This window comes from Agrobacterium larrymoorei, from assembly GCF_030819275.1.
Lineage (GTDB): Bacteria > Pseudomonadota > Alphaproteobacteria > Rhizobiales > Rhizobiaceae > Agrobacterium > Agrobacterium larrymoorei_B.
The window spans coordinates 1,404,182-1,422,289 of record NZ_JAUTBL010000002.1; the positions used below are offsets into that span (position 1 = coordinate 1,404,182).

General features: G+C 58.2%; 16 protein-coding genes. 6 read left to right on the top strand and 10 right to left on the bottom strand.

Annotated elements, in window-relative coordinates; translation table 11 throughout:
• Positions 1-22 precede the first annotated feature (22 nt).
• Positions 23-424 (bottom strand): SRPBCC family protein, encoded by a 402-nt coding sequence (locus tag QE408_RS15500; RefSeq protein ID WP_306932707.1) that lies wholly within the window; start codon positions 422-424, stop codon positions 23-25.
• A 112-nt stretch (positions 425-536) separates the two neighbouring features.
• Between QE408_RS15500 and ccoG the strand changes: the two genes are divergently transcribed.
• The 5 genes from ccoG (at position 537) to gndA (ending at position 6,635) form a co-directional block, all read left to right on the top strand.
• Entirely contained in the window at positions 537-2,120 is a 1,584-nt protein-coding gene (gene ccoG / locus QE408_RS15505) for a cytochrome c oxidase accessory protein CcoG (RefSeq protein WP_306932708.1), read from the top strand.
• On the top strand, positions 2,117-2,617 hold the full coding sequence (locus QE408_RS15510) for a FixH family protein (RefSeq protein WP_306932710.1): 501 nt from the start codon (positions 2,117-2,119) through the stop codon (positions 2,615-2,617). The genes ccoG and QE408_RS15510 overlap by 4 nt, the downstream gene beginning before the upstream one ends.
• Positions 2,614-4,914 carry a cation-translocating P-type ATPase gene (locus tag QE408_RS15515; protein WP_306932712.1) on the top strand — a complete coding sequence of 767 codons (2,301 nt, stop codon included), beginning with the start codon at positions 2,614-2,616 and terminating at the stop codon, positions 4,912-4,914. Before QE408_RS15510 ends, QE408_RS15515 begins: the two co-directional genes overlap by 4 nt.
• Positions 4,911-5,066 (top strand): cbb3-type cytochrome oxidase assembly protein CcoS, encoded by a 156-nt coding sequence (gene ccoS / locus QE408_RS15520; RefSeq protein ID WP_306932714.1) that lies wholly within the window; start codon positions 4,911-4,913, stop codon positions 5,064-5,066. The genes QE408_RS15515 and ccoS overlap by 4 nt, the downstream gene beginning before the upstream one ends.
• A 132-nt stretch (positions 5,067-5,198) precedes the next feature.
• The gene (gene gndA / locus QE408_RS15525; protein ID WP_306932716.1) at positions 5,199-6,635 is read left to right on the top strand and encodes an NADP-dependent phosphogluconate dehydrogenase; all 1,437 of its coding nucleotides are present in this window, start codon (positions 5,199-5,201) and stop codon (positions 6,633-6,635) included.
• Between the two features lie 121 nt (positions 6,636-6,756).
• On the opposite strand, the gene QE408_RS15530 is transcribed toward gndA, so the two are convergent.
• The 9 genes from QE408_RS15530 to QE408_RS15570 form a co-directional block, all read right to left on the bottom strand.
• Positions 6,757-8,244 (bottom strand): FGGY-family carbohydrate kinase, encoded by a 1,488-nt coding sequence (locus tag QE408_RS15530; protein ID WP_306932717.1) that lies wholly within the window; start codon positions 8,242-8,244, stop codon positions 6,757-6,759.
• On the bottom strand, positions 8,229-9,365 hold the full coding sequence (locus QE408_RS15535; RefSeq protein ID WP_306932719.1) for a M42 family metallopeptidase: 1,137 nt from the start codon (positions 9,363-9,365) through the stop codon (positions 8,229-8,231). The genes QE408_RS15530 and QE408_RS15535 overlap by 16 nt, the downstream gene beginning before the upstream one ends.
• 14 nt (positions 9,366-9,379) lie before the next feature.
• The gene (locus tag QE408_RS15540) at positions 9,380-10,201 is read right to left on the bottom strand and encodes a BtpA/SgcQ family protein (RefSeq protein ID WP_306932721.1); all 822 of its coding nucleotides are present in this window, start codon (positions 10,199-10,201) and stop codon (positions 9,380-9,382) included.
• Between the two features lie 22 nt (positions 10,202-10,223).
• Positions 10,224-11,036: a DeoR/GlpR family DNA-binding transcription regulator gene (locus QE408_RS15545; protein ID WP_306932723.1), complete on the bottom strand. Its 813-nt coding sequence runs from the start codon at positions 11,034-11,036 to the stop codon at positions 10,224-10,226.
• A gap of 37 nt (positions 11,037-11,073) precedes the next feature.
• Positions 11,074-12,075: an ABC transporter permease gene (locus QE408_RS15550; RefSeq protein ID WP_306932725.1), complete on the bottom strand. Its 1,002-nt coding sequence runs from the start codon at positions 12,073-12,075 to the stop codon at positions 11,074-11,076.
• 4 nt (positions 12,076-12,079) lie between these two features.
• The gene (locus QE408_RS15555; RefSeq protein WP_306932727.1) at positions 12,080-13,132 is read right to left on the bottom strand and encodes an ABC transporter permease; all 1,053 of its coding nucleotides are present in this window, start codon (positions 13,130-13,132) and stop codon (positions 12,080-12,082) included.
• A gap of 3 nt (positions 13,133-13,135) precedes the next feature.
• Positions 13,136-14,623 (bottom strand): sugar ABC transporter ATP-binding protein, encoded by a 1,488-nt coding sequence (locus QE408_RS15560; RefSeq protein ID WP_306932729.1) that lies wholly within the window; start codon positions 14,621-14,623, stop codon positions 13,136-13,138.
• 19 nt (positions 14,624-14,642) lie between these two features.
• Positions 14,643-15,620 carry an autoinducer 2 ABC transporter substrate-binding protein gene (locus tag QE408_RS15565; RefSeq protein WP_306932731.1) on the bottom strand — a complete coding sequence of 326 codons (978 nt, stop codon included), beginning with the start codon at positions 15,618-15,620 and terminating at the stop codon, positions 14,643-14,645.
• 546 nt (positions 15,621-16,166) lie between these two features.
• Positions 16,167-17,213, bottom strand: coding sequence for a GlxA family transcriptional regulator (locus QE408_RS15570; RefSeq protein ID WP_306932733.1), 1,047 nt, complete (start codon positions 17,211-17,213; stop codon positions 16,167-16,169).
• 372 nt (positions 17,214-17,585) lie between these two features.
• On the opposite strand from QE408_RS15570, the gene QE408_RS15575 reads away from it, so the two are divergent.
• Positions 17,586-17,996: a response regulator gene (locus QE408_RS15575; RefSeq protein ID WP_306932734.1), complete on the top strand. Its 411-nt coding sequence runs from the start codon at positions 17,586-17,588 to the stop codon at positions 17,994-17,996.
• Positions 17,997-18,108 lie beyond the last annotated feature (112 nt).

Genomic DNA, 18,108 nt, shown 5'->3' on the forward strand with positions numbered 1-18,108 from the left:
GGGCCGCGTCGTGCGGCCCTTTTTATTGGTGCTCCAGAAGTCCCTTCAAAGTCTTCAAATCCGCCAGCACCGCGGCGGCATCCCGGTCGTGATCGTCTTCCGACATCCCCGGCAGCCGCAAAACGGTGAACGTGATTTCCGCCCCGTCACCATTCGGTGTCACCCGAAGTGCATTATAGACTTGCATCCCATCCGGCAGCGTCACCACGTGGTCGATGACCCCGAAATCATTCGGCGCGGCAAAGTGCACGCGCACGTCGCCGAGAGGCCCTGAAGCGATCCAGTCTTCACCATCCTGCTTGAGGCCGCTTGCCAGACCCGCAGCCCAGCGCGGCATTGTCTCCGGATCTGACGCAAAGGCATAGACCTCCCGCCATGGCCGGTCGATTGCCAGATGAACGATCCGTGAAATCATTGTCGCCATCACTCTTCTCCAGTTTGCAGCGCCTGCGCCACTTTGTCCCTGCTTGACCTAAGTCAAGGATGATGGACCCCCGGAATGTCAAAACGCAAGGACAGAAACGGACCTTGCGATCATGAACCTTTATACCGCCCGCGACCCCGGCAGTGGCCTTAAGTCTGTCGAAAGATTGAATGCCGAACCGGTCAATTCTGCGAAGAACAGGACGCCGCTTTACCAGGCGCGCAAGAAGATTTTCCCCAAGCGGGCGGAGGGTCGCTTTCGTCGTTTCAAATGGATCGTGATGCTGATCACGCTTGGCATCTACTATCTGACGCCGTGGATCCGCTGGGACCGTGGTCCCTATGCACCCGATCAGGCGGTGCTCATCGATATCGCCAGCAGGCGTTTCTACTTCTTCTTCATCGAGATATGGCCACAGGAATTCTACTATGTCGCCGGGCTTCTGGTCATGGCAGGTTTTGGCCTCTTCCTCATCACCTCGGCCATCGGTCGTGCCTGGTGCGGCTATACCTGTCCTCAAACGGTGTGGGTCGATCTCTTCCTTGTGGTCGAGCGCGCCATTGAAGGCGACCGAAACGCGCGCATGAAGCTCGACGCCGCGCCCTGGCGCTTCGACAAGTTGCGAAAGCGCGTCTCCAAGCATCTCGTCTGGCTGGGGATCGGTGTGGTGACGGGCGGTGCCTGGATATTCTACTTCGCCGATGCTCCGACGCTGCTGAAGCAGTTCGTCACGGGAGAGGCGCCGATGGTCGCCTATTACACCGTGGCGATCCTGACGGCGACGACCTATGTGCTTGGCGGGCTGATGCGTGAGCAGGTCTGCACCTATATGTGCCCGTGGCCCCGCATCCAGGGCGCTATGCTGGACGAGCATTCGCTTGTCGTGACCTATAACGACTGGCGCGGCGAACCCCGCGCGCGTCACGCCAAAAAAGCGGTCGCCGCCGGCGCGCCGGTGGGTGACTGTGTAGACTGCAATGCCTGTGTTGCCGTCTGTCCCATGGGCATCGATATTCGCGACGGGCAGCAGATGGAGTGCATCACCTGCGCACTCTGCATCGACGCCTGCGATGGCGTCATGGACAAGCTCGGTAAGCCGCATGGCCTGATCGCCTATGCCACGCTTCAGGAATATGATGCGAACATGGCACTGGCGACCGGCAACGGCGCGCATGCCATTCAGCCGAATGCGGTCCGCAATCCCGATGGCAGCTTCGTCAATGCCATACGCCATTTCAATTGGCGGATCATTTTGCGTCCTCGCACGATCTTTTACATGACCGTCTGGTGTCTGGTTGGCGTCGTCATGCTGGTGACGCTGGCCACTCGCGAGCGCCTTGCGGTCAATGTCATTCACGATCGTAATCCGCAATATGTGCTGGAATCGGATGGCTCGATCCGCAACGGGTACACCGTCCGCGTCCTCAATATGATCGCGCAGCCACGCACCATCACCTTGTCGCTGGAAGGGCTGCCGGGCGCGGTGATGAAGATCAACGGTCTTGCGGATGAGCCTGCGCGAAGCTTCGACATCAGGGTCAAGCCGGACGAAGTCACAAGCCTCAAGCTCTTCGTCACCATGCCCGCCGGCGCCACCAAAATAGCAAGCGATTTCAACTTCCTCGCGTCGGATGCGGAACACTCTGAAACCGCGCATTACAAGGCCGTCTTCAATGGACCGGGAGTAAAGAAATGACGATCGAGCGACAGGAAAAGCCTGCCTTTGTCTTCACCGGCTGGCACATGCTCACCATCATGGTGCTGTTCTTCGGCACGGTGATTGCTGTCAATGTCACCATGGCGTGGAACGCGGTTTCGAGTTGGAGTGGGCTTGTGGTGCAAAACACCTACGTCGCCAGTCAGCAGTTCAACGGCAAGGCGGAAGCGGCCAAGGCGCGTGCGGCGAGCGGCATCGTCGGCAAGCTCAAACTCGACGGCGATAGCATCGCGTACGAGGTAAGCCATCCTACCAAGGGACCGATCGAGACGGATGCCGTGACGCTCAATTTTCGCCGCCCGGTTGGGGAGAAGCAGGATTTCTCGCTGGTCCTGGAAAAGCAATCGGCGAATGGCTTTGCAGCCCACCACCAGCTAGCGCCAGGAGACTGGATCGTCGAGGCTGTCGCCGTGAAGGACGGCAAGATCATCGTTCATGAAGGCACCCGCATCGATATTGCCGGAGATGTCAGATGAGTTGTTGCGCGCCTGGCACCGAAGGTGCTCTCGACCAAGTGGGATTAAGGAAGGCCTTGCCATCGTCGGAAGAAATGGCGCTCGCTAGTCGTGATCTTGGGCAGGGCCTGCGACAGATCGATCTCTCGGTGCCCGGCGTCTATTGCGGCACCTGCATCACCACGATCGAAACCTGTTTGAAGAAATTGCCCGAGGTGGCGCGCGCTCGCGTCAACCTCTCCTCGAAACGAGTCTCCATCGTCTGGCGCGAGCAGGTGGCGGGCGTTCGCACCGATCCGGGCATCCTTGCCAGGGCAGTCGCCTCGACGGGTTACGAAACCCATCTTTTTACCAGCGCCGAAGAAGCTTCCGACGACCTCAGGAACCAATTGATCCGGGCAGTCGGTCTTACGGGGTTTGCAGCCGCAAACATCATGCTGCTATCGATATCGGTCTGGTCCGGTGCGGATGCCTCCACACGCGACATGTTCCACTGGATATCCGCCCTGATCGCAGCTCCGGCGCTGGTCTATGGAGGGCGGTTCTTCTATCGGTCTGCCTATAACGCTCTGAAGCATGGCCGCACCAATATGGATGTGCCGATCGCTTTGGCGATCACGCTTTCCTACGCCGTTTCGCTCTGGGAAACCATGCATAGCGGAAGCCACGCATGGTTCGATGCGACCGTCTCACTGCTCTTCTTCCTGCTGATAGGTCGCACACTCGATCACGTCATGCGCGACCGCGCGCGCTCGGCTGTTGCCGGTCTAGCAAGATTGTCACCGCATGGTGCCATGGTCCTGCTTGCCGATGGACAGCGCGAGTACCGCGCAATTGCCGAACTGGCTCCAGGTGACGTCGTCCTTGTTGCAGCAGGCGAGAGGGTGCCGGTAGATGGTGTGATCATAACCGGCTCCAGCGATCTGGACATGTCCATCGTCAACGGTGAGAGTGTCGCCAGAATCGTTCAGCCGGGTGACAGCGTTCAGGCGGGGACCTTGAACCTCACTGGTCCGCTAACTCTCAAAGCAACGGCGCTCGCCCGCGATTCCTTCCTGGCGGAGATTATCGGCTTGATGGAAGCGGCTGAAGGGGGCAGGGCGCGTTATCGCCGCCTGGCAGATCGCGCGGCGCAATACTATTCCCCTGTGGTTCACATTCTAGCGCTTGTGTCCTTCATTGCCTGGGGCGTGTTTGGCGGAGACTGGAAACAGGCGATGCTGATCGCCATTGCCGTTCTCATCATCACCTGCCCCTGTGCCCTTGGCCTTGCTGTTCCTGTCGTCCAGGTCGTCGCCGCGGGCGAGCTCTTTAAGAACGGCGTCATGGTCAAGGATGGCTCGGCCATGGAGCGGCTTGCCGAGGCCGATACCGTGCTCTTCGACAAGACCGGCACACTGACAATCGGCGAGCCCCGCCTGCTCAATAGGGAGGATGTGCCGGACGATGCCTTGCACCTCGCTGCTGGCCTTGCCGCCAATTCTCGTCACCCTCTGTCCCAGGCGCTTTACGGTTCCGTCCGTGGTGCGCTTCCTGTCTTCGACAACGTCAGCGAAATCCCGGGATGTGGGGTCGAAGCGAAAACCGGAAACGGCGTCTATCGGCTCGGCAATCGACGCTTTTGCTGCCCCTCAGAAGGACAGCAGAGCGATGGGGGCTCCGCGTCAGAAGTGATCTTGTCACTGAACGGAGTGGAGGTTTCCTGCTTCCGCTTCGAGGACCGGGTGCGGCCGGGCACCTTCGAGGCGATCGAGACTTTGCAACGCTTCGGGTTCGAGACGGAAATCGTTTCCGGAGACAGGCCATCCGCGGTGAAGGCGCTGGCAGGCAAGCTTGGTCTCTTGCGCTGGAATGGTAGCTTAGCCCCGGCGGATAAGGCGCGCCGCTGCGAAGAGTTGGCGGCCAGCGGTCGAAAGGTCTTGATGGTGGGCGACGGGATCAATGATGCCCCAGCACTCGCCGCGGCGCATGTGTCCATCGCTCCGGCATCAGCAGCCGATATTGGGCGTCAGACCGCAGACTTTGTTTTCCTGCGGGAAGACTTGAGGTCCGTCTCTTTCGCTGTCGACATTTCGCGCCGGGCAGGGCGGCTCATCCGCCAGAACTTTGCGCTGGCGATCGGCTACAACATCATCGCCGTCCCTGTAGCACTTGCAGGTCTCGCCACGCCCATGATCGCGGCCATTGCCATGTCGACCTCTTCGATCATCGTGGTCACCAATGCGCTTCGCCTCAACGGCTTCGAGAAGCGAGCCACAGGCAAGCGCAAGCAAGGCGATACCGCTCTTCAGATGGGAAATGGAGCGCAGATCGCATGAACATGCTGGTATTCCTCATACCCGTCGCGCTGCTTCTCGGTGGGCTCGGTCTCTTTGCCTTCCTCTGGTCGCTGAAGAGCGGGCAGTATGAGGATATGGATGGCTCCGCCTGGCGGGCGCTGGAGGACGGGGACGACAAACCAGCCGCTTGAGGGATCATCGATAGCGGCACCAAAGCTGAGCGCTGTCATCAAAATTTAACCGATTCAATAGGGTCTCGCCTTGCCGTTTGAAGGTTAGAGTGCCAAAACAGGCGCCATCAAATGCAAAATGGAGACACATCCGTGGAACAGGCAGAAATCGGTTTGATCGGTCTTGGCGTCATGGGCTCGAACCTGGCGCTCAACATCGCGGAAAAAGGCAACAAGATTGCCGTTTTCAACCGAACCCCGGAAGCAACGAAGAAGTTTTATGCCGAGGCCGGCGAATTGCAGGGACAAATCATTCCTTGTGAAACCATTGAAGACTTCGTTGCCGCCATTCGCCCGCCGCGCCCGATCATTATCATGATCAAGGCCGGCGATCCTGTGGATCAGCAGATGGAAATTCTGAAGCCTTATCTCGAAAATGGCGACATCATGATCGATGCGGGCAATGCCAACTTCCGCGATACGATCCGCCGATTCGACAATCTGAAAGACAGCGGCCTGACCTTTATCGGCATGGGCGTTTCCGGTGGTGAAGAGGGCGCGCGTCATGGCCCGTCCATCATGGTCGGTGGTACGGAAGAGAGCTGGAAGCGCGTCGAGAAGGTACTGACCTCGATCTCAGCGAAATACGATAACGATCCGTGCGTCGCTTGGCTCGGCAATGATGGCGCGGGTCATTTCGTCAAGACGATCCATAACGGCATCGAATATGCCGATATGCAGATGATCGCTGAAATCTACGGTATCCTGCGCGATGGCCTGAAGCTTAGCGCAGGCGAAATTGCCGATGTCTTCGGCAAGTGGAACAAGGGCCGCCTGAACTCCTACCTGATCGAGATCACCGAGAAGGTGCTGCGTGCCGCCGATCCGATCACCGGCAAGCCGATGGTGGATTTGATCCTCGACAAGGCAGGGCAGAAGGGTACCGGCAAGTGGTCCGTCATCGAGGCTCAGAACATGGGTGTGGCCGCAACGGCGATTGAAGCCGCCGTCGCAGCCCGTATTCTCTCCTCCCAGAAGGATGAGCGCGAAGCCGCCGAGAAGATCTTCGGCGTTCCGAAGGCGCTGGCCGTGCCCGCAGACAAGCAGGCCTTTATCGACGATCTGGAAAACGCATTGCTTGCCGCCAAGATTGGCGCATATGCGCAGGGCTTTGCCGTCATGGCTGCGGCTTCGAAGGAGTTCAACTGGGATCTGCCAATGCCCACCATCGCCCGCATCTGGCGCGCTGGGTGCATCATCCGCTCGCAGTTCCTGGATGAGATCACCTCCGCCTTCACCAAGGATCCGCATGTCGCGAACCTGATCGTCACGCCAGCCTTCGCCAAGATGGTTCAGGACACCGACGCACCGCTGCGCCATGTCGTCTCGCACGCCATCCTGTCCGGCCTGCCGGTTCCGGCTCTCGCTTCCGCGCTCGGCTACTTCGACGCCTATCGTCGCGGTCGCGGCACGGCCAACCTCATCCAGGCCCAGCGCGACTTCTTCGGTGCCCATGGCTTTGAGCGCACCGACGGTGTTGACAAGCCGCATGGTCCTTGGGGCAGCGGTCTGGATATTTTCGGAAAGTAAGCAGATAGACCGTCTTGGTCACGTCTGAATATGCTTGTCAAAGCTCAAAGGCCCGCTGCAGCAGCGGGCCTTTGTCATGCAGGAGATGTTCTGTTCAGGGTCTCCTTGACACCAAATAGCATCAAGATCGCTGCATAAGGTCGCGATTGTTTCGATAGAGCGTCTGGAAGGCGATATGATCCGCGTCGTAGCCTTGTCTGTTGGCAATATCCGGCACGATTTCCGCTTCGGCGGGGTTGATCCTTTCGATATCGTCTTGCTGGAAGACGCCAGCACCCAGTCCCGCAAGAAACGCTGAACCGAGTGCAGCACCCACAGTATGACGTCGCACCTGTTGGCGCACGCCCGCAATGTCGCTGACGCTTTGCGTCCACACGTCGTTCTTGACGCCTCCGCCCACGGCATAGATGTGCTCTGCTGGCTGGACTTCGGCGAAGGTATCGAGATTGTGGCGTATGGCGTGGCCAATACCTTCGATCAGTCCGCGATAGACGTCGCCACGGCTATGGGCAAGGGTCAACCCGAAGATGAGCCCTTTTGCACGCGGATCGTTGATCGGCGTTCTTTCGCCGCTAAAATAGGGGAGGGTCAATATACCATTGGCGCCCGGCGGGCTGGCAGCAGCGTCCTGTGCCAGGATTTCGAAAGCCCGATCGCTGTCTTCGAGCCCGGTCAACTCCTTGCGAAACCATTGTGTGAGGCCACCTCCGGTCGCCAGTCCACCCATCACGCTCCAGGTGTTTTCAAAAAGGAAGGGAGCGGCCCAGAAGCGGGAATCCGTCACCAGTTTCGCGTTGACCTGAATAAAAAAGGCGGTCGTCCCGTACATGATCATCAGATCGCCAGGCTGTCGTACACCCACGCTGACCGCTTCGCTTGCCGCGTCGATGGTGCCTGCAATGACGGGCGTATTTGGCGCAAGGCCGGTTTCACGCGCGGCCTCCGCGCTGACATGGCCGACGATATCCGTTGTCCACGCAATATCCGGCAGCCAATCGATGGGGCAGACGCGTTCTACAGTATCGACGTGCCAGGTGCTGGCGGCAAGATCGTAGAACGGCGTGTAACAGGAGGCACCGTAGTGATCCACAACCCACCGGCCCGTCAGCCGATGGACGAGGAATGTCGGACAACCGACGATCCGCTCGGTGCGGGCGTAAACCTCCGGTTCGTGTTTCTTCAACCAGCGTATTTTCGGGCCGACGGACTGTGTCGTCAGCGGATTCCCGGTGCGCGCAAGTACCGCCTCGGCACCGAGTTCTGTGTTGAGTTCATCGATTTCTTCTTCGGCGCGGATATCGACGCCGTACAGGATCGCTGGACGCAACGGCACGCCATCCTCCGTCACCGGCAAGGCGCAAGGTCCGATGCCACTGCATCCGACGGCGGCAATATCGACCGGGTCGATATTGCTTTCCACCAGCAACTGGCGTGTCAGGATTTTGAAACCATCCCACCAGTCTTCGATCGCATCATGCTCTGCCCTGCCTGGCGCCGGCACGCGCATTTCATGTTTGCGTTGCGCCATGGCGATGATCTTGCCCTCCTCGTCAAGCAGGATGCCCTTGGAGGAAAAGCTCCCGATATCGACCCCTAGGAGGTAGCGCATGCATATCTCCGGCGCGCGAAGGAGAAGCCTTTGGCCATTCCTGCCAGAGACGCTTCGAGCAGGGCCGCGATCTGTTCGAGATCGGTCAGGTCGCAGATTTCGATGGGTGTGTGGGTGTAGCGTGCCGGATAACCGATATCCATTGATGGGATACCTTCGCCAACCAGCTGGACATAGGAGGAGTCCGTCAAGAGGCCCGTATGTGCGCTGCGCTGGAGCGGCATGGACAAAGCCTCCGCCGTCACCTCGAAATGGTTGAGAAGAGCCGGATGGGCTAGCGTTCCGTTCAACGTTCCGCGGCCATGGAAGCTGTAGAGACCAAGCGCCGGACCACCGCCGAGTTTCAGCTCGCCGCGATGAGGAAGATCCGGCGTGTCTGCCGCCACCATCAGATCGATGGAGATAGCCGCATCAGGCTTCAACCGTTCCGCCGCCAGCATCGCGCCGCGCAGGTTGAACTCTTCCTGGACGGAGAAGACGGCATGCAGCGTTGCCGGTACCGGTTTGTCGACCACGCGCTGGACAAGATCCATCAGGATGGCGCAGCCAGCGCGATCATCGATCGCCGTGCCGCTGATCCGCGTGCCGGCGAGCCGGTCGAAAGACGGGGTATAGGTGACCGGCGCACCGATATCGACTCCAAGCGCGCGCACCTCTTCCGCCGAGGAAACGCCCAGATCGAGAAACAGCTTCTCATAGCCGAGCACCTGGCTCTTCTCGTCCTGGGGTGTGGCGTGATGAGCCTTAACGGCTATAACGCAAGGGATCTGCTTTCCCTGGCGGTTCATGATGACCATCTTCAGTCCTGGCAGCACCCGTTCTGGCACGCCGCCGAGCCTTTCGACCCGCACGAAGCCGTCGGCTTCAATGCGTCGCACCATGAGACCGAGCTGGTCTGTATGGGCGAAGACCATCACCGACGGTGCCTCCGCGTCGCTGCCTCTGACGGTGAGCGTCAGGTTGCCCATGGTGTCGACATGGCGCTCGATACGCGTATCGGGGAGCGCTGCGGAAATATAGTCCGCAACCGGGTCCTCAAAGCCCGACAGTCCTGGGATCAAGCAAAGATCGCGTGTCCATGCCTCGATGCGAGCAAGGTTCTTTTCATCGATGGCCATCATTCTGTCTCCCGTCATCAGGCCACGGCCCGTGAAACGCTACGGATCGACTTGACCTTATCCATGAATGCCTTGACGCGCGCTGGATCGACTGCGTTCTCGAAGACGCCATCGATCTTGAATGTCGATCCGACGACAGCGCCATCCGACACCGAAAGTTGGCGCTCGACATTGTCGATACGGCAGCCTGTGTTGCACAGGACGACGGTGTCTGGAACGGCTTTTTTGACGCTCGCGAGTATCTGGGTATCCGTTTCCACGCCTGCCGTCAGGCCGGAGACGCAAAGTGCATCGGGGCGGTTGTTGAAGACGGTTGACCGGGCGATGTCGATAATCGTGCGGTTCCCGAGATAGGACGCAGCTTCCGGAACGATGTTGAAAAGCATCTTCAGATCCGGAGCGAGGCGTATCTTGTGGCGTATTGTTTCGCCGACATTGGTGTTCCAGAGACCGAAGTCCGAGGCATAGACACCGCTCATGATCTCGCGGATGAAAACCGCGCCGGTCGCGGCGGCAAGATCGATCGATGCGATCGGGTCCCAAAGAACGTTGACACCGAAAGGCACTTTGATTGAAGGCATCATTTCGCCGATCATGCGCGCCATGGCTGCAGTCGTTTCAGGCCGTACCTTGGTGAGGTAGGGAAGGCTGAATTCGTTCGAGAACATAATGGCGTCCACGCCGCCTTCCTGAAGATGGACGAGATCGGCCAGTGCCTTATCGATCACCTTGGTCATGCCGCCCACGGCGTCGTAGCCTGGGTCGCCCGGGAGCGCCTGGAAATGACACATCGCGATGATGGGCTTTTCGACATTGAAGGTCTTCTGGAGCCATTGCATGGATTAGTCCTCGCTTTTCTGTTTATGCTGTCTGTGCGTCGCGATCGGGTTCTTCCGGTTTCGCTCTTGCGTTGGCGATGTGGACCGCGATGCCCTTGCGGGCAAATATCTCGGCGATATCCTTGGGAGGAGCGCGGTCGGTGATGAGGGTGTTGAAGCCATCGATCTCGGCGATCTTGGCAAAGGCGGTGCGATCGAACTTGCTGGCATCGGCGGTGACGATGATTTCCTTGGCGCTTTTGATCATCGCTTTCTTCACCAGCGCATCGTCCCAGTTGTAGTCGGTCAGGCCCGCCTCGCAGCTGATGCCGCCAACACCGAGGAACAGCTTGTCGACAAACAGATTCCGGAAGGTCTGGCAGGCAAGCTCGCCGACCAGCGAACCTTCACCGCAGCGAAGGATGCCTCCGGCAACGATCAGTCGGACATCCTTGTTGCTGACAAAATGCTCCACGACACGCAGGCTCGGCGTCACGATGGTCAGGCCTCGCCGTCCGGCAAGATGTCGCGCCACTTCCGCGGCCGTGGAGCCGACATCGAGCGCGATACTGTCGCCCTCCGATACGAGGCTTGCGGCAAGCTCGCCGATTGCATTCTTGGCGGCCACGGCCTGGGCGTTGCGCAATATGAAGGGCGGCTCATAGCCTCGGCCGAAGGTGCTGACGGCACCGCCATGCACGCGTTTGAGAAGGCCTTCCTTCTCAAGTTCGGCGAGGTCTCGGCGAATGGTCATTTCCGACACCTTCAGGTCCGATGCGATCTCGGTTACCGAGACCAGCTGGCCCGAAGAAATCTTCTCAAGAATATGGGCTTTTCGATTGCTGGGCGTGTTCATGGCTTTGCGCTCCTGGTTGACTGATAAAGAACCATTATCAGCTTTTCCCACGGCGCAAGGGATGGGATAGGGCCATGATTGCCAGCAGCAAAACGCCCCACACGAAGTCACGGAAGAAATTGCCGTCCGGAACGAAGAGCAGCAGCATGTTGAAGCCGGTCGACAGGAACTGCAGCAGGACGAGGCTGAGCAGCACGCCGATCATACGGCCCGCGCCACCGGCTACAGATATGCCTCCGAGAACCGAGACGAGGATGGCAAGAAGAACGTAGGTCCCACCGTAATCGGCATTGGCGGAATTCATGCGCAGCAGGCTGATGAAACCCGCCAATGCGGCGATGACCGAGCAGAGAAGATGCGTAACCAGAATAATCCGGCCTGTCGCGATCCCTGAGAAACGCGCAACCTTGAGACTGGCGCCGACGAGCATCATCGTCGTGCCAAGTCTCGTCTTTCTTAGCATCAGATCGACAGCGAACCAGATGATGGCAAAGGCGATGAACGGCGCCGGGATCGCGAAGATGCTTGCCCGTCCCAGCTGATCAATGCCCTGAGGCAGTCCAGAGATGGCGCTGCCGCCGGTGATGCCGAAAGAGATGCCGGTAAACAGCGTCATAGTGGCCAGTGTTGCCAAGATGCTGGGGACACCGAGACGGGTGACGAGCATGCCGTTGATGAGCCCGACGATGACGCCGATCATAAGAGCGGAAACCAGTCCGCAGCTAAAGGCGATGATCAGCATCGCCAGCGAGGCGTCGTCCGCTGCAATCAAGCGCATAACCAGCGCGGCCACGATCGCCGCGAGATTGGCGACTGCGACGACCGAGAGATCGATGCCGCCGATGATCAGTGAAAGTGCCATGGCAACCGAAAACAGACCTAGTTCCGACAACTGAATGGCCATGGAGGCGAAGTTGTCGACATGAAGAAAGCGGTCGGGCACAGTGACGGCCATCACTGCGAAGGCGAGTACCGTCGAGACAGCCAGAATGACGATATATGGGTCACGGCCTTTGATGGGCGAAAATAGCTTCCTCACCGGCTCAACCTTTCATTCTGGAAAAGGGGATGGGTGCAAAGGCCTGCGCGCGGGTCGCACGCAGACCTGCGACACCGACGCCCAAAAGGAGTGCTGCGCCGACGAAGACCTTCTGCCAAGCCGCCGGAATGCCGATCAAAACGAGGCTCGAGGTTAACAGCACCACGAAGGTGAGGCCGATGACTGCGCCTGCAACGCTGCCACGACCACCGGTCACGGATGCACCGCCAAGGACGATTGCGGCAATGACATCGAGTTCCATGCCGGAAAAGGCGCCGGGATTGGCATTGCGGAAAAACATGGACTGGGTGATGCCAGCCATCGCCGCCAGGACCCCGGCTGCCACGAAGGCGAAAATCTCGATGGTTTTCACCGGCAAGCCGATGCGCCGCGCCGACTCCCGGTTGCCTCCAAGCGCGTAGAGGCCGCGTCCGATGATCGTGTAGCGCAGCATAAGGCCGACCAGCACACAGACGCCGACGAAAATCAAAACGGCAGGATGCAGCGATAAGGTCCGCCCGGAAACATCCTCCCACGTCATCAGCGCTGTACGGGAAAAGGAGGAGAGACTGGCTGGCACGCGAAAGATATTTTGCGAGCCAAGGAAGAATAGCGAAAAGCCATAGAGAAGGCTGGACATGCCGAGCGTGACGATCAGTGCGGGAAGACGCAGCAGCGCGACGAAGAGGCCGTTGATCAAACCGATGGAACGGCCGAGCAGCATCGCCACGCCATAGATCGCGATCAGCGGTGCATCGATGCTGTTGTCGACGAAATACTTGATCGTGGCATAGGCCGTCACCGCACCGATCGCGGGGAAGGAGACGTCGATGCCTCCTGTCAGCATCACGATCAGGGCCGCCATTCCGAAGATGCCGATCACGGTCAGGTTGCGCAACGTATCGAACAGGGTGGAGACCGAGAGAAAGGCTGGATTGATCGCCGCTGTAACGATGCACAGCAGGATCAACATGAGAAAGGCGATCGCCCTGTTGTCGAGCGATATGGTCGGCCAGCCGTGCCTGGCGGCAGATGGTGATGTCTCTTTGATCGCCATGGCTTAGACCTCCTTTCCGAGAGTTGATAGTCGCGTGGCATTGAGTTCTGCGCCTGCGATGGTTTCCACGATCTCACCTTCGCTCATGACAAGCAGACGGTCGCAGAGCCTGATGATTTCGTCGGTGTCGTCGGAGACCACGATGACGCCCGCACCTTCTGCGCTCATCGCTTCGATGATACGGTGGATTTCCTCTTTCGAGCCGACATCGACGCCAACGGTTGGTCCGTTGAGCACGACGACCCGCGGCTTGCGGGCAAGCACCTTGCCGAGAACCACGCGTTGCTGGTTGCCGCCGGACAAGGTATGCACCATCGCATCGGCATTCGGTGTCTTGATGGAGAGACGGCTGATCCAGTCCCTCCCGAAGCTGTCTACGCGATCCTCATCGATGATGCCGAAAGCACCGGAGAGAGAGGAGAGACTGCCGGCGGCGAGATTGGTGCCCACTGAACGGGAGAGAAAAAGCCCCTCCGTCAGACGGTCTTCCGGCACCATGCCTATTCCGCTGGCCAGCGCATGGCGGATGCTATCGACCGCGACTGGCTTTCCATCGAGGACGACCCTGCCTGCGTCGGGCGGCAACATTCCGTAAAGGGAAAGCGCCAAGGCAGTGCGGCCGGAATCGAGTTGTCCGGTCAGACCGAGTATCTCGCCTTCGCGCAACGAGAAAGAAATATTTCTGTAGTAATTGGCGCGTTGGAGCCCGGACACCTCCAGGACCACGGGACCTTCTGTCGTTTTCGTGTCGCGGCGGTTTTGCGGAATATCGACACCGACCATGCGATGCACAAGTGCGGCGCGGTCGAACTCTCTCGCCCGCTCGTCGTGAACCTTTTCGCCATTGCGCATGACGATCACGCGTTGCGCCACTTTCTGCACCTCGTCCAGCTTGTGGCTGACAAAGATCACCGCGACGCCATCGGCGCGGAGCTGCTCGATGATGTCGAGCAGGCGCCCGATTTCGCGCAATGTCAGCGCCGACGTCGGCTCGTCCATTACGATGAGGGAGGGGTTGCCGACGAGCGCACGGGCGATCGCGACAAGCTGCCGCTGTGCCACCGAAAGTTCTTCGGCAGGCTTATCAAGCGGTATATCAGTACCAATGCGGGCGAGGGCAGCTTTCGCCCGGCGGCGCATGGTACCCCAGCTTGCAAACCAGCGGCGCTTGCCGGCGGCTTCCGCCAGGCCGATATTCTCCATGACGGAGAGGTTCGGAAAGAGCGAAAAATCCTGGTAGATCACTTCGATCCCTGCGGAAAGCGCCTGCTCGGGTCCCCAGTTTTCCTGTGGTTCTCCGCGCAGCAGGATCGAACCGCTATCGGGCTTGTGCATGCCCGATAGCGTCTTGATCAGAGTGGACTTGCCTGAGCCGTTCTCACCGAGCAGGCACAGGACTTCGCCGGGTTCGATGTCGAAGTCGACATCGCGCAGTGCATGTACGCCCGAAAAGGTCTTGCTGATCTTTTGCAGGCTCAGGAACGGTGCCATCTCGATGATGTCCGGACGATCAGAAGTCGTACTTGTCGATGTTCGACTTGTCCATGTCGAGCCATGCCGAGCCGTAGATGACCTTGCCGGACAGCGTGATCTTCTCGTATCCCGGAACGCCGAGATCCATGCCGTCGGTGATCTTCTTGCCTTGGCTGATAAGCAGCGCGACCTTGTTCATGGCTTCACCGGCAAGAGCCGGGTCCCAGCAGGTGATAAGACTGACAGTGCCTGCCTTGATGAGATCGCCCGCATAGGAGGGAATGCTGGTGCCGACGATGGAGAGCTTACCGCCAAGGCCCGCTTCCTCGACCGCCTGACCTGCGCCAACGACATCGAGAGCGTCCGAGCCCTGTATACCCTTGAGCTTAGGATAGGTTTTTAGCAGATCCTTCGTGATCTGATAGGCCTTCGCGACGTCGTCATGGCTCTCGTTCTTGGTGCCGACGAGTTCCATTTTTGGATATTTTTCCTTTTGCAGCGCGATCGCCGCATCCACCCAGGCATTGTGCGTGGTTTGCGTCAGGCTGCCGACGAAGACGGCATACTGGCCTTCATAATTCATGCGCTTGGCCATCTCTTCCATCAAATGACGGCCATAAGCGGCGTTGTCGAATGCCTCAAGATCGTAATCGGCATTCTTGATGTCAGCGGACTCATGGGTCACGACGATCATGCCGCGTTCCTTGGCTTTACCAAGAGCTGCTTCGAGCGACTGCGCCTCGAGCGGAACGACCATCAACGCCTTCGGCTTCTGGGAGATATCATCCTCAAGGCTTTGAAGCTGCATTGCACTATCGGCCTTCGATGGTCCGACCTGCACAGCGTTGACATTGTTCTCTTTGCCGAACTCCTTGACGCCGACTTCCATCCGCTTGAACCAGTTGAATCCAGTAGATTTCACAACAGTGATGAAGAGCGGCTTTTCATCGGCCTGTGCGGAAAAGGCACAGAGGGACAGGCCGAGAAACCCGGCCAGAATAAGAGATTTCCTCATTTCGTTCTCCTAAGGAGGTTACATGAACCTACATGCGAATGTTTGATTAAACTTTATTTATGTTTTATCGCACAAAAAAACTAACATAGTTAAACGAACTGTCAACGCTCCTTTTGTTGAGTTTTACATATTATTAAGTTCTGAAATATGGGTCGGGAAAACACAGGCAGCGCGCTACACTTGCTTCTGCCCACGCTCTTCTGCGGAAGAGCTTCCTGGATGTCCCGAACTGGTGAAACTGGGAGAAAGGATAAGGGCGCGGTCGAAAAGCAGGCAAAACAGAGCGAGCTACTATTCTATCTGGAGAACCTGCGGCAAACGGTGAACGGCAATCGCAAAAGCTGCTGGGCGGAAGGGAAAATCTACGCTTCCAACAAGTCTGTATACAGAAATGGATCGGAGTAAATCGGCTGCAGAGAGGGGCAATGCGCCATGCTAAACTCGATGCAGCATAGGCCGTTGCGAAACTCGAGATCGATTTTCGCAACGGAAAAGCTTCGCTCTGACGATCAGGAAATCGCCGGGTATCTTGGACGCTGGCCGCGCTTAATGCGCAGCCTTGCCTTGGCTGCTGGCAGCCAGCATTCTCGATGCACTGATCACGAGCTTGCGTTCCGCACGCTCCTGTTGCGGCGTGCGGTTGTAGATTTCGCGATAACACTTGGAGAAGTGCGAGGCAGAGACGAAACCACAGGCAACTGCGACTTCCACCACCGGCATGGCCGACTGCACCAGAAGGTGACGTGCCCGATCAAGCCTGATCTCGAGATAGTAGCGTGCAGGCGAACGGCCCATCTCCTGACGGAACAGTCGCTCGACCTGTCGGCGAGACAGGTCCGCGCCCTCGGCAATGTCGAGAAGCGAGAGCGGCTCTGAAAGATTGCTTTCCATCAACTCGATGATCGACAGAACCTTGTCGTTCTGCACGCCAAGACGGGCACGAAGCGGCAGGCGCTGACGATCGTGCGGATTGCGGACACGGTCCGTCAGCTGCTGCTCGCAGACCCGGTTCACGAGGTTTTCGCCGAAATCCTGACCGATCAGGTTCAGCATCATGTCAAGCGAAGCCGTTCCGCCCGCACAGGTGTAGATGTTGCCATCCACCTCATAGAGATCGGCATAGACTTCCACTTGCGGAAAAGCCTCGGAAAAGCCTGGAAGGTTTTCCCAGTGGATCGCACAGCGCTTGCCATTCAGCAGTCCCGCCTGGGCAAGCACATGTGCGCCCGTACAGAGACTACCGACCGCAATGCCGCGATTGTTGACCTCTCGCAGCCAGGCATTGACCGACTTGTTCACATATTGATCGATGTCGATCCCGGAACAGACCAACACCATGCTCGGTCGGTTCTCGCCGCCAATACATTTGCGCTCTTCCGCAAGAGACGTATTTGCTTCAAGCGCGATGCCGCTTGAGGAGGTGACTTTCATCCCGTCGATGGAGGCAAGACGCCATTCATAAGCGTCATAGCCAAGCATACGATTGGCGATACGCAATGTTTCCACGGCTGCTGTAAAGGGCAGCATCGTGAACTGAGGAACCATAAAAAATACTATTGAACGCTTCTTGGGAGTTTTGCTCACGGTGACCATGCTCCATTTTGCGGAAAATCAATTTCTTGCGTGGAAACTATCATCAGTATGTTCTGAATGCGACGGTCTAATGGACAAATACGACGTGGGTTCTCCCACGTCAAAAAAACAATCTGTGAGCGCGGGTTGACAAATGCCAGTATCTGAATTGCGACATGGCATTTCGAGATATTTTGCATTTTATTAATATTGTTTTCAATTTTGTCCCGCATGCTCTCATCAATGTCGCCGAATTGCGCGTTCTGTTGGAAAGATGGGATGGCGGACGTCGAAGCCACCGCCGCCCATCGGGTGCCACAGCACGTGAACGGTCGAGCCTCATGCTGACCGGTCCAAGCTTAAAGCGGAGTATTGCGTATGCAGGAAGCTGGCGTGACGGTATTGGTTGTCGAAGACGAACCGATCATTCGATTTGCCCTTGTGGATGCCTTGGAAGAGAAAGGCTACCGCGTTCTGGAAGCATCCAATGTGCTGGAGGCCGTGGGTGTGCTCGGGATGAATGAGCAGATCGCAGCAGTGGTCACGGATATCGACATGCCGGGCGGTTTATCCGGGCTTGATCTCGTCGAGATACTGGACCGGTCGCAACATCACATTGCAGTCGTCGTCACCTCTGGGGGACATGCATCCGAAGGTCTGGATCTTCCAGCCGACGCACGCTTCTTCAGCAAGCCCTATCATTTCGACGACATTCTTTTCGCCGTTCGCTCTGCGATCGCGGCGAAGGCGAAGCTCTTGAAGAAGCGTCGGGGCTTGCGTCTGGTCGGCGCTTCGGCGCGCTGAGATTTAGAACGCATCGCGTCCTTTTCGATGCACGCGGGACGCTCTGAACCTTTGAAGACAGGTATCGTGCGTTTGCGAAAACGATTCCATTTTCCCGCCGATACTCTTGGGC

Coding starts and splice junctions, on each gene's coding strand:
- QE408_RS15500 (WP_306932707.1), bottom strand. CDS start 424: ATGGCGACAATGATTTCACGGATCGTTCATCTGGCAATCGACCGGCCA.
- ccoG (WP_306932708.1), top strand. CDS start 537: ATGAACCTTTATACCGCCCGCGACCCCGGCAGTGGCCTTAAGTCTGTC.
- QE408_RS15510 (WP_306932710.1), top strand. CDS start 2,117: ATGACGATCGAGCGACAGGAAAAGCCTGCCTTTGTCTTCACCGGCTGG.
- QE408_RS15515 (WP_306932712.1), top strand. CDS start 2,614: ATGAGTTGTTGCGCGCCTGGCACCGAAGGTGCTCTCGACCAAGTGGGA.
- ccoS (WP_306932714.1), top strand. CDS start 4,911: ATGAACATGCTGGTATTCCTCATACCCGTCGCGCTGCTTCTCGGTGGG.
- QE408_RS15530 (WP_306932717.1), bottom strand. CDS start 8,244: ATGCGCTACCTCCTAGGGGTCGATATCGGGAGCTTTTCCTCCAAGGGC.
- QE408_RS15535 (WP_306932719.1), bottom strand. CDS start 9,365: ATGATGGCCATCGATGAAAAGAACCTTGCTCGCATCGAGGCATGGACA.
- QE408_RS15540 (WP_306932721.1), bottom strand. CDS start 10,201: ATGCAATGGCTCCAGAAGACCTTCAATGTCGAAAAGCCCATCATCGCG.
- QE408_RS15545 (WP_306932723.1), bottom strand. CDS start 11,036: ATGAACACGCCCAGCAATCGAAAAGCCCATATTCTTGAGAAGATTTCT.
- QE408_RS15555 (WP_306932727.1), bottom strand. CDS start 13,132: ATGGCGATCAAAGAGACATCACCATCTGCCGCCAGGCACGGCTGGCCG.
- QE408_RS15560 (WP_306932729.1), bottom strand. CDS start 14,623: ATGGCACCGTTCCTGAGCCTGCAAAAGATCAGCAAGACCTTTTCGGGC.
- QE408_RS15565 (WP_306932731.1), bottom strand. CDS start 15,620: ATGAGGAAATCTCTTATTCTGGCCGGGTTTCTCGGCCTGTCCCTCTGT.
- QE408_RS15570 (WP_306932733.1), bottom strand. CDS start 17,213: ATGGTCACCGTGAGCAAAACTCCCAAGAAGCGTTCAATAGTATTTTTT.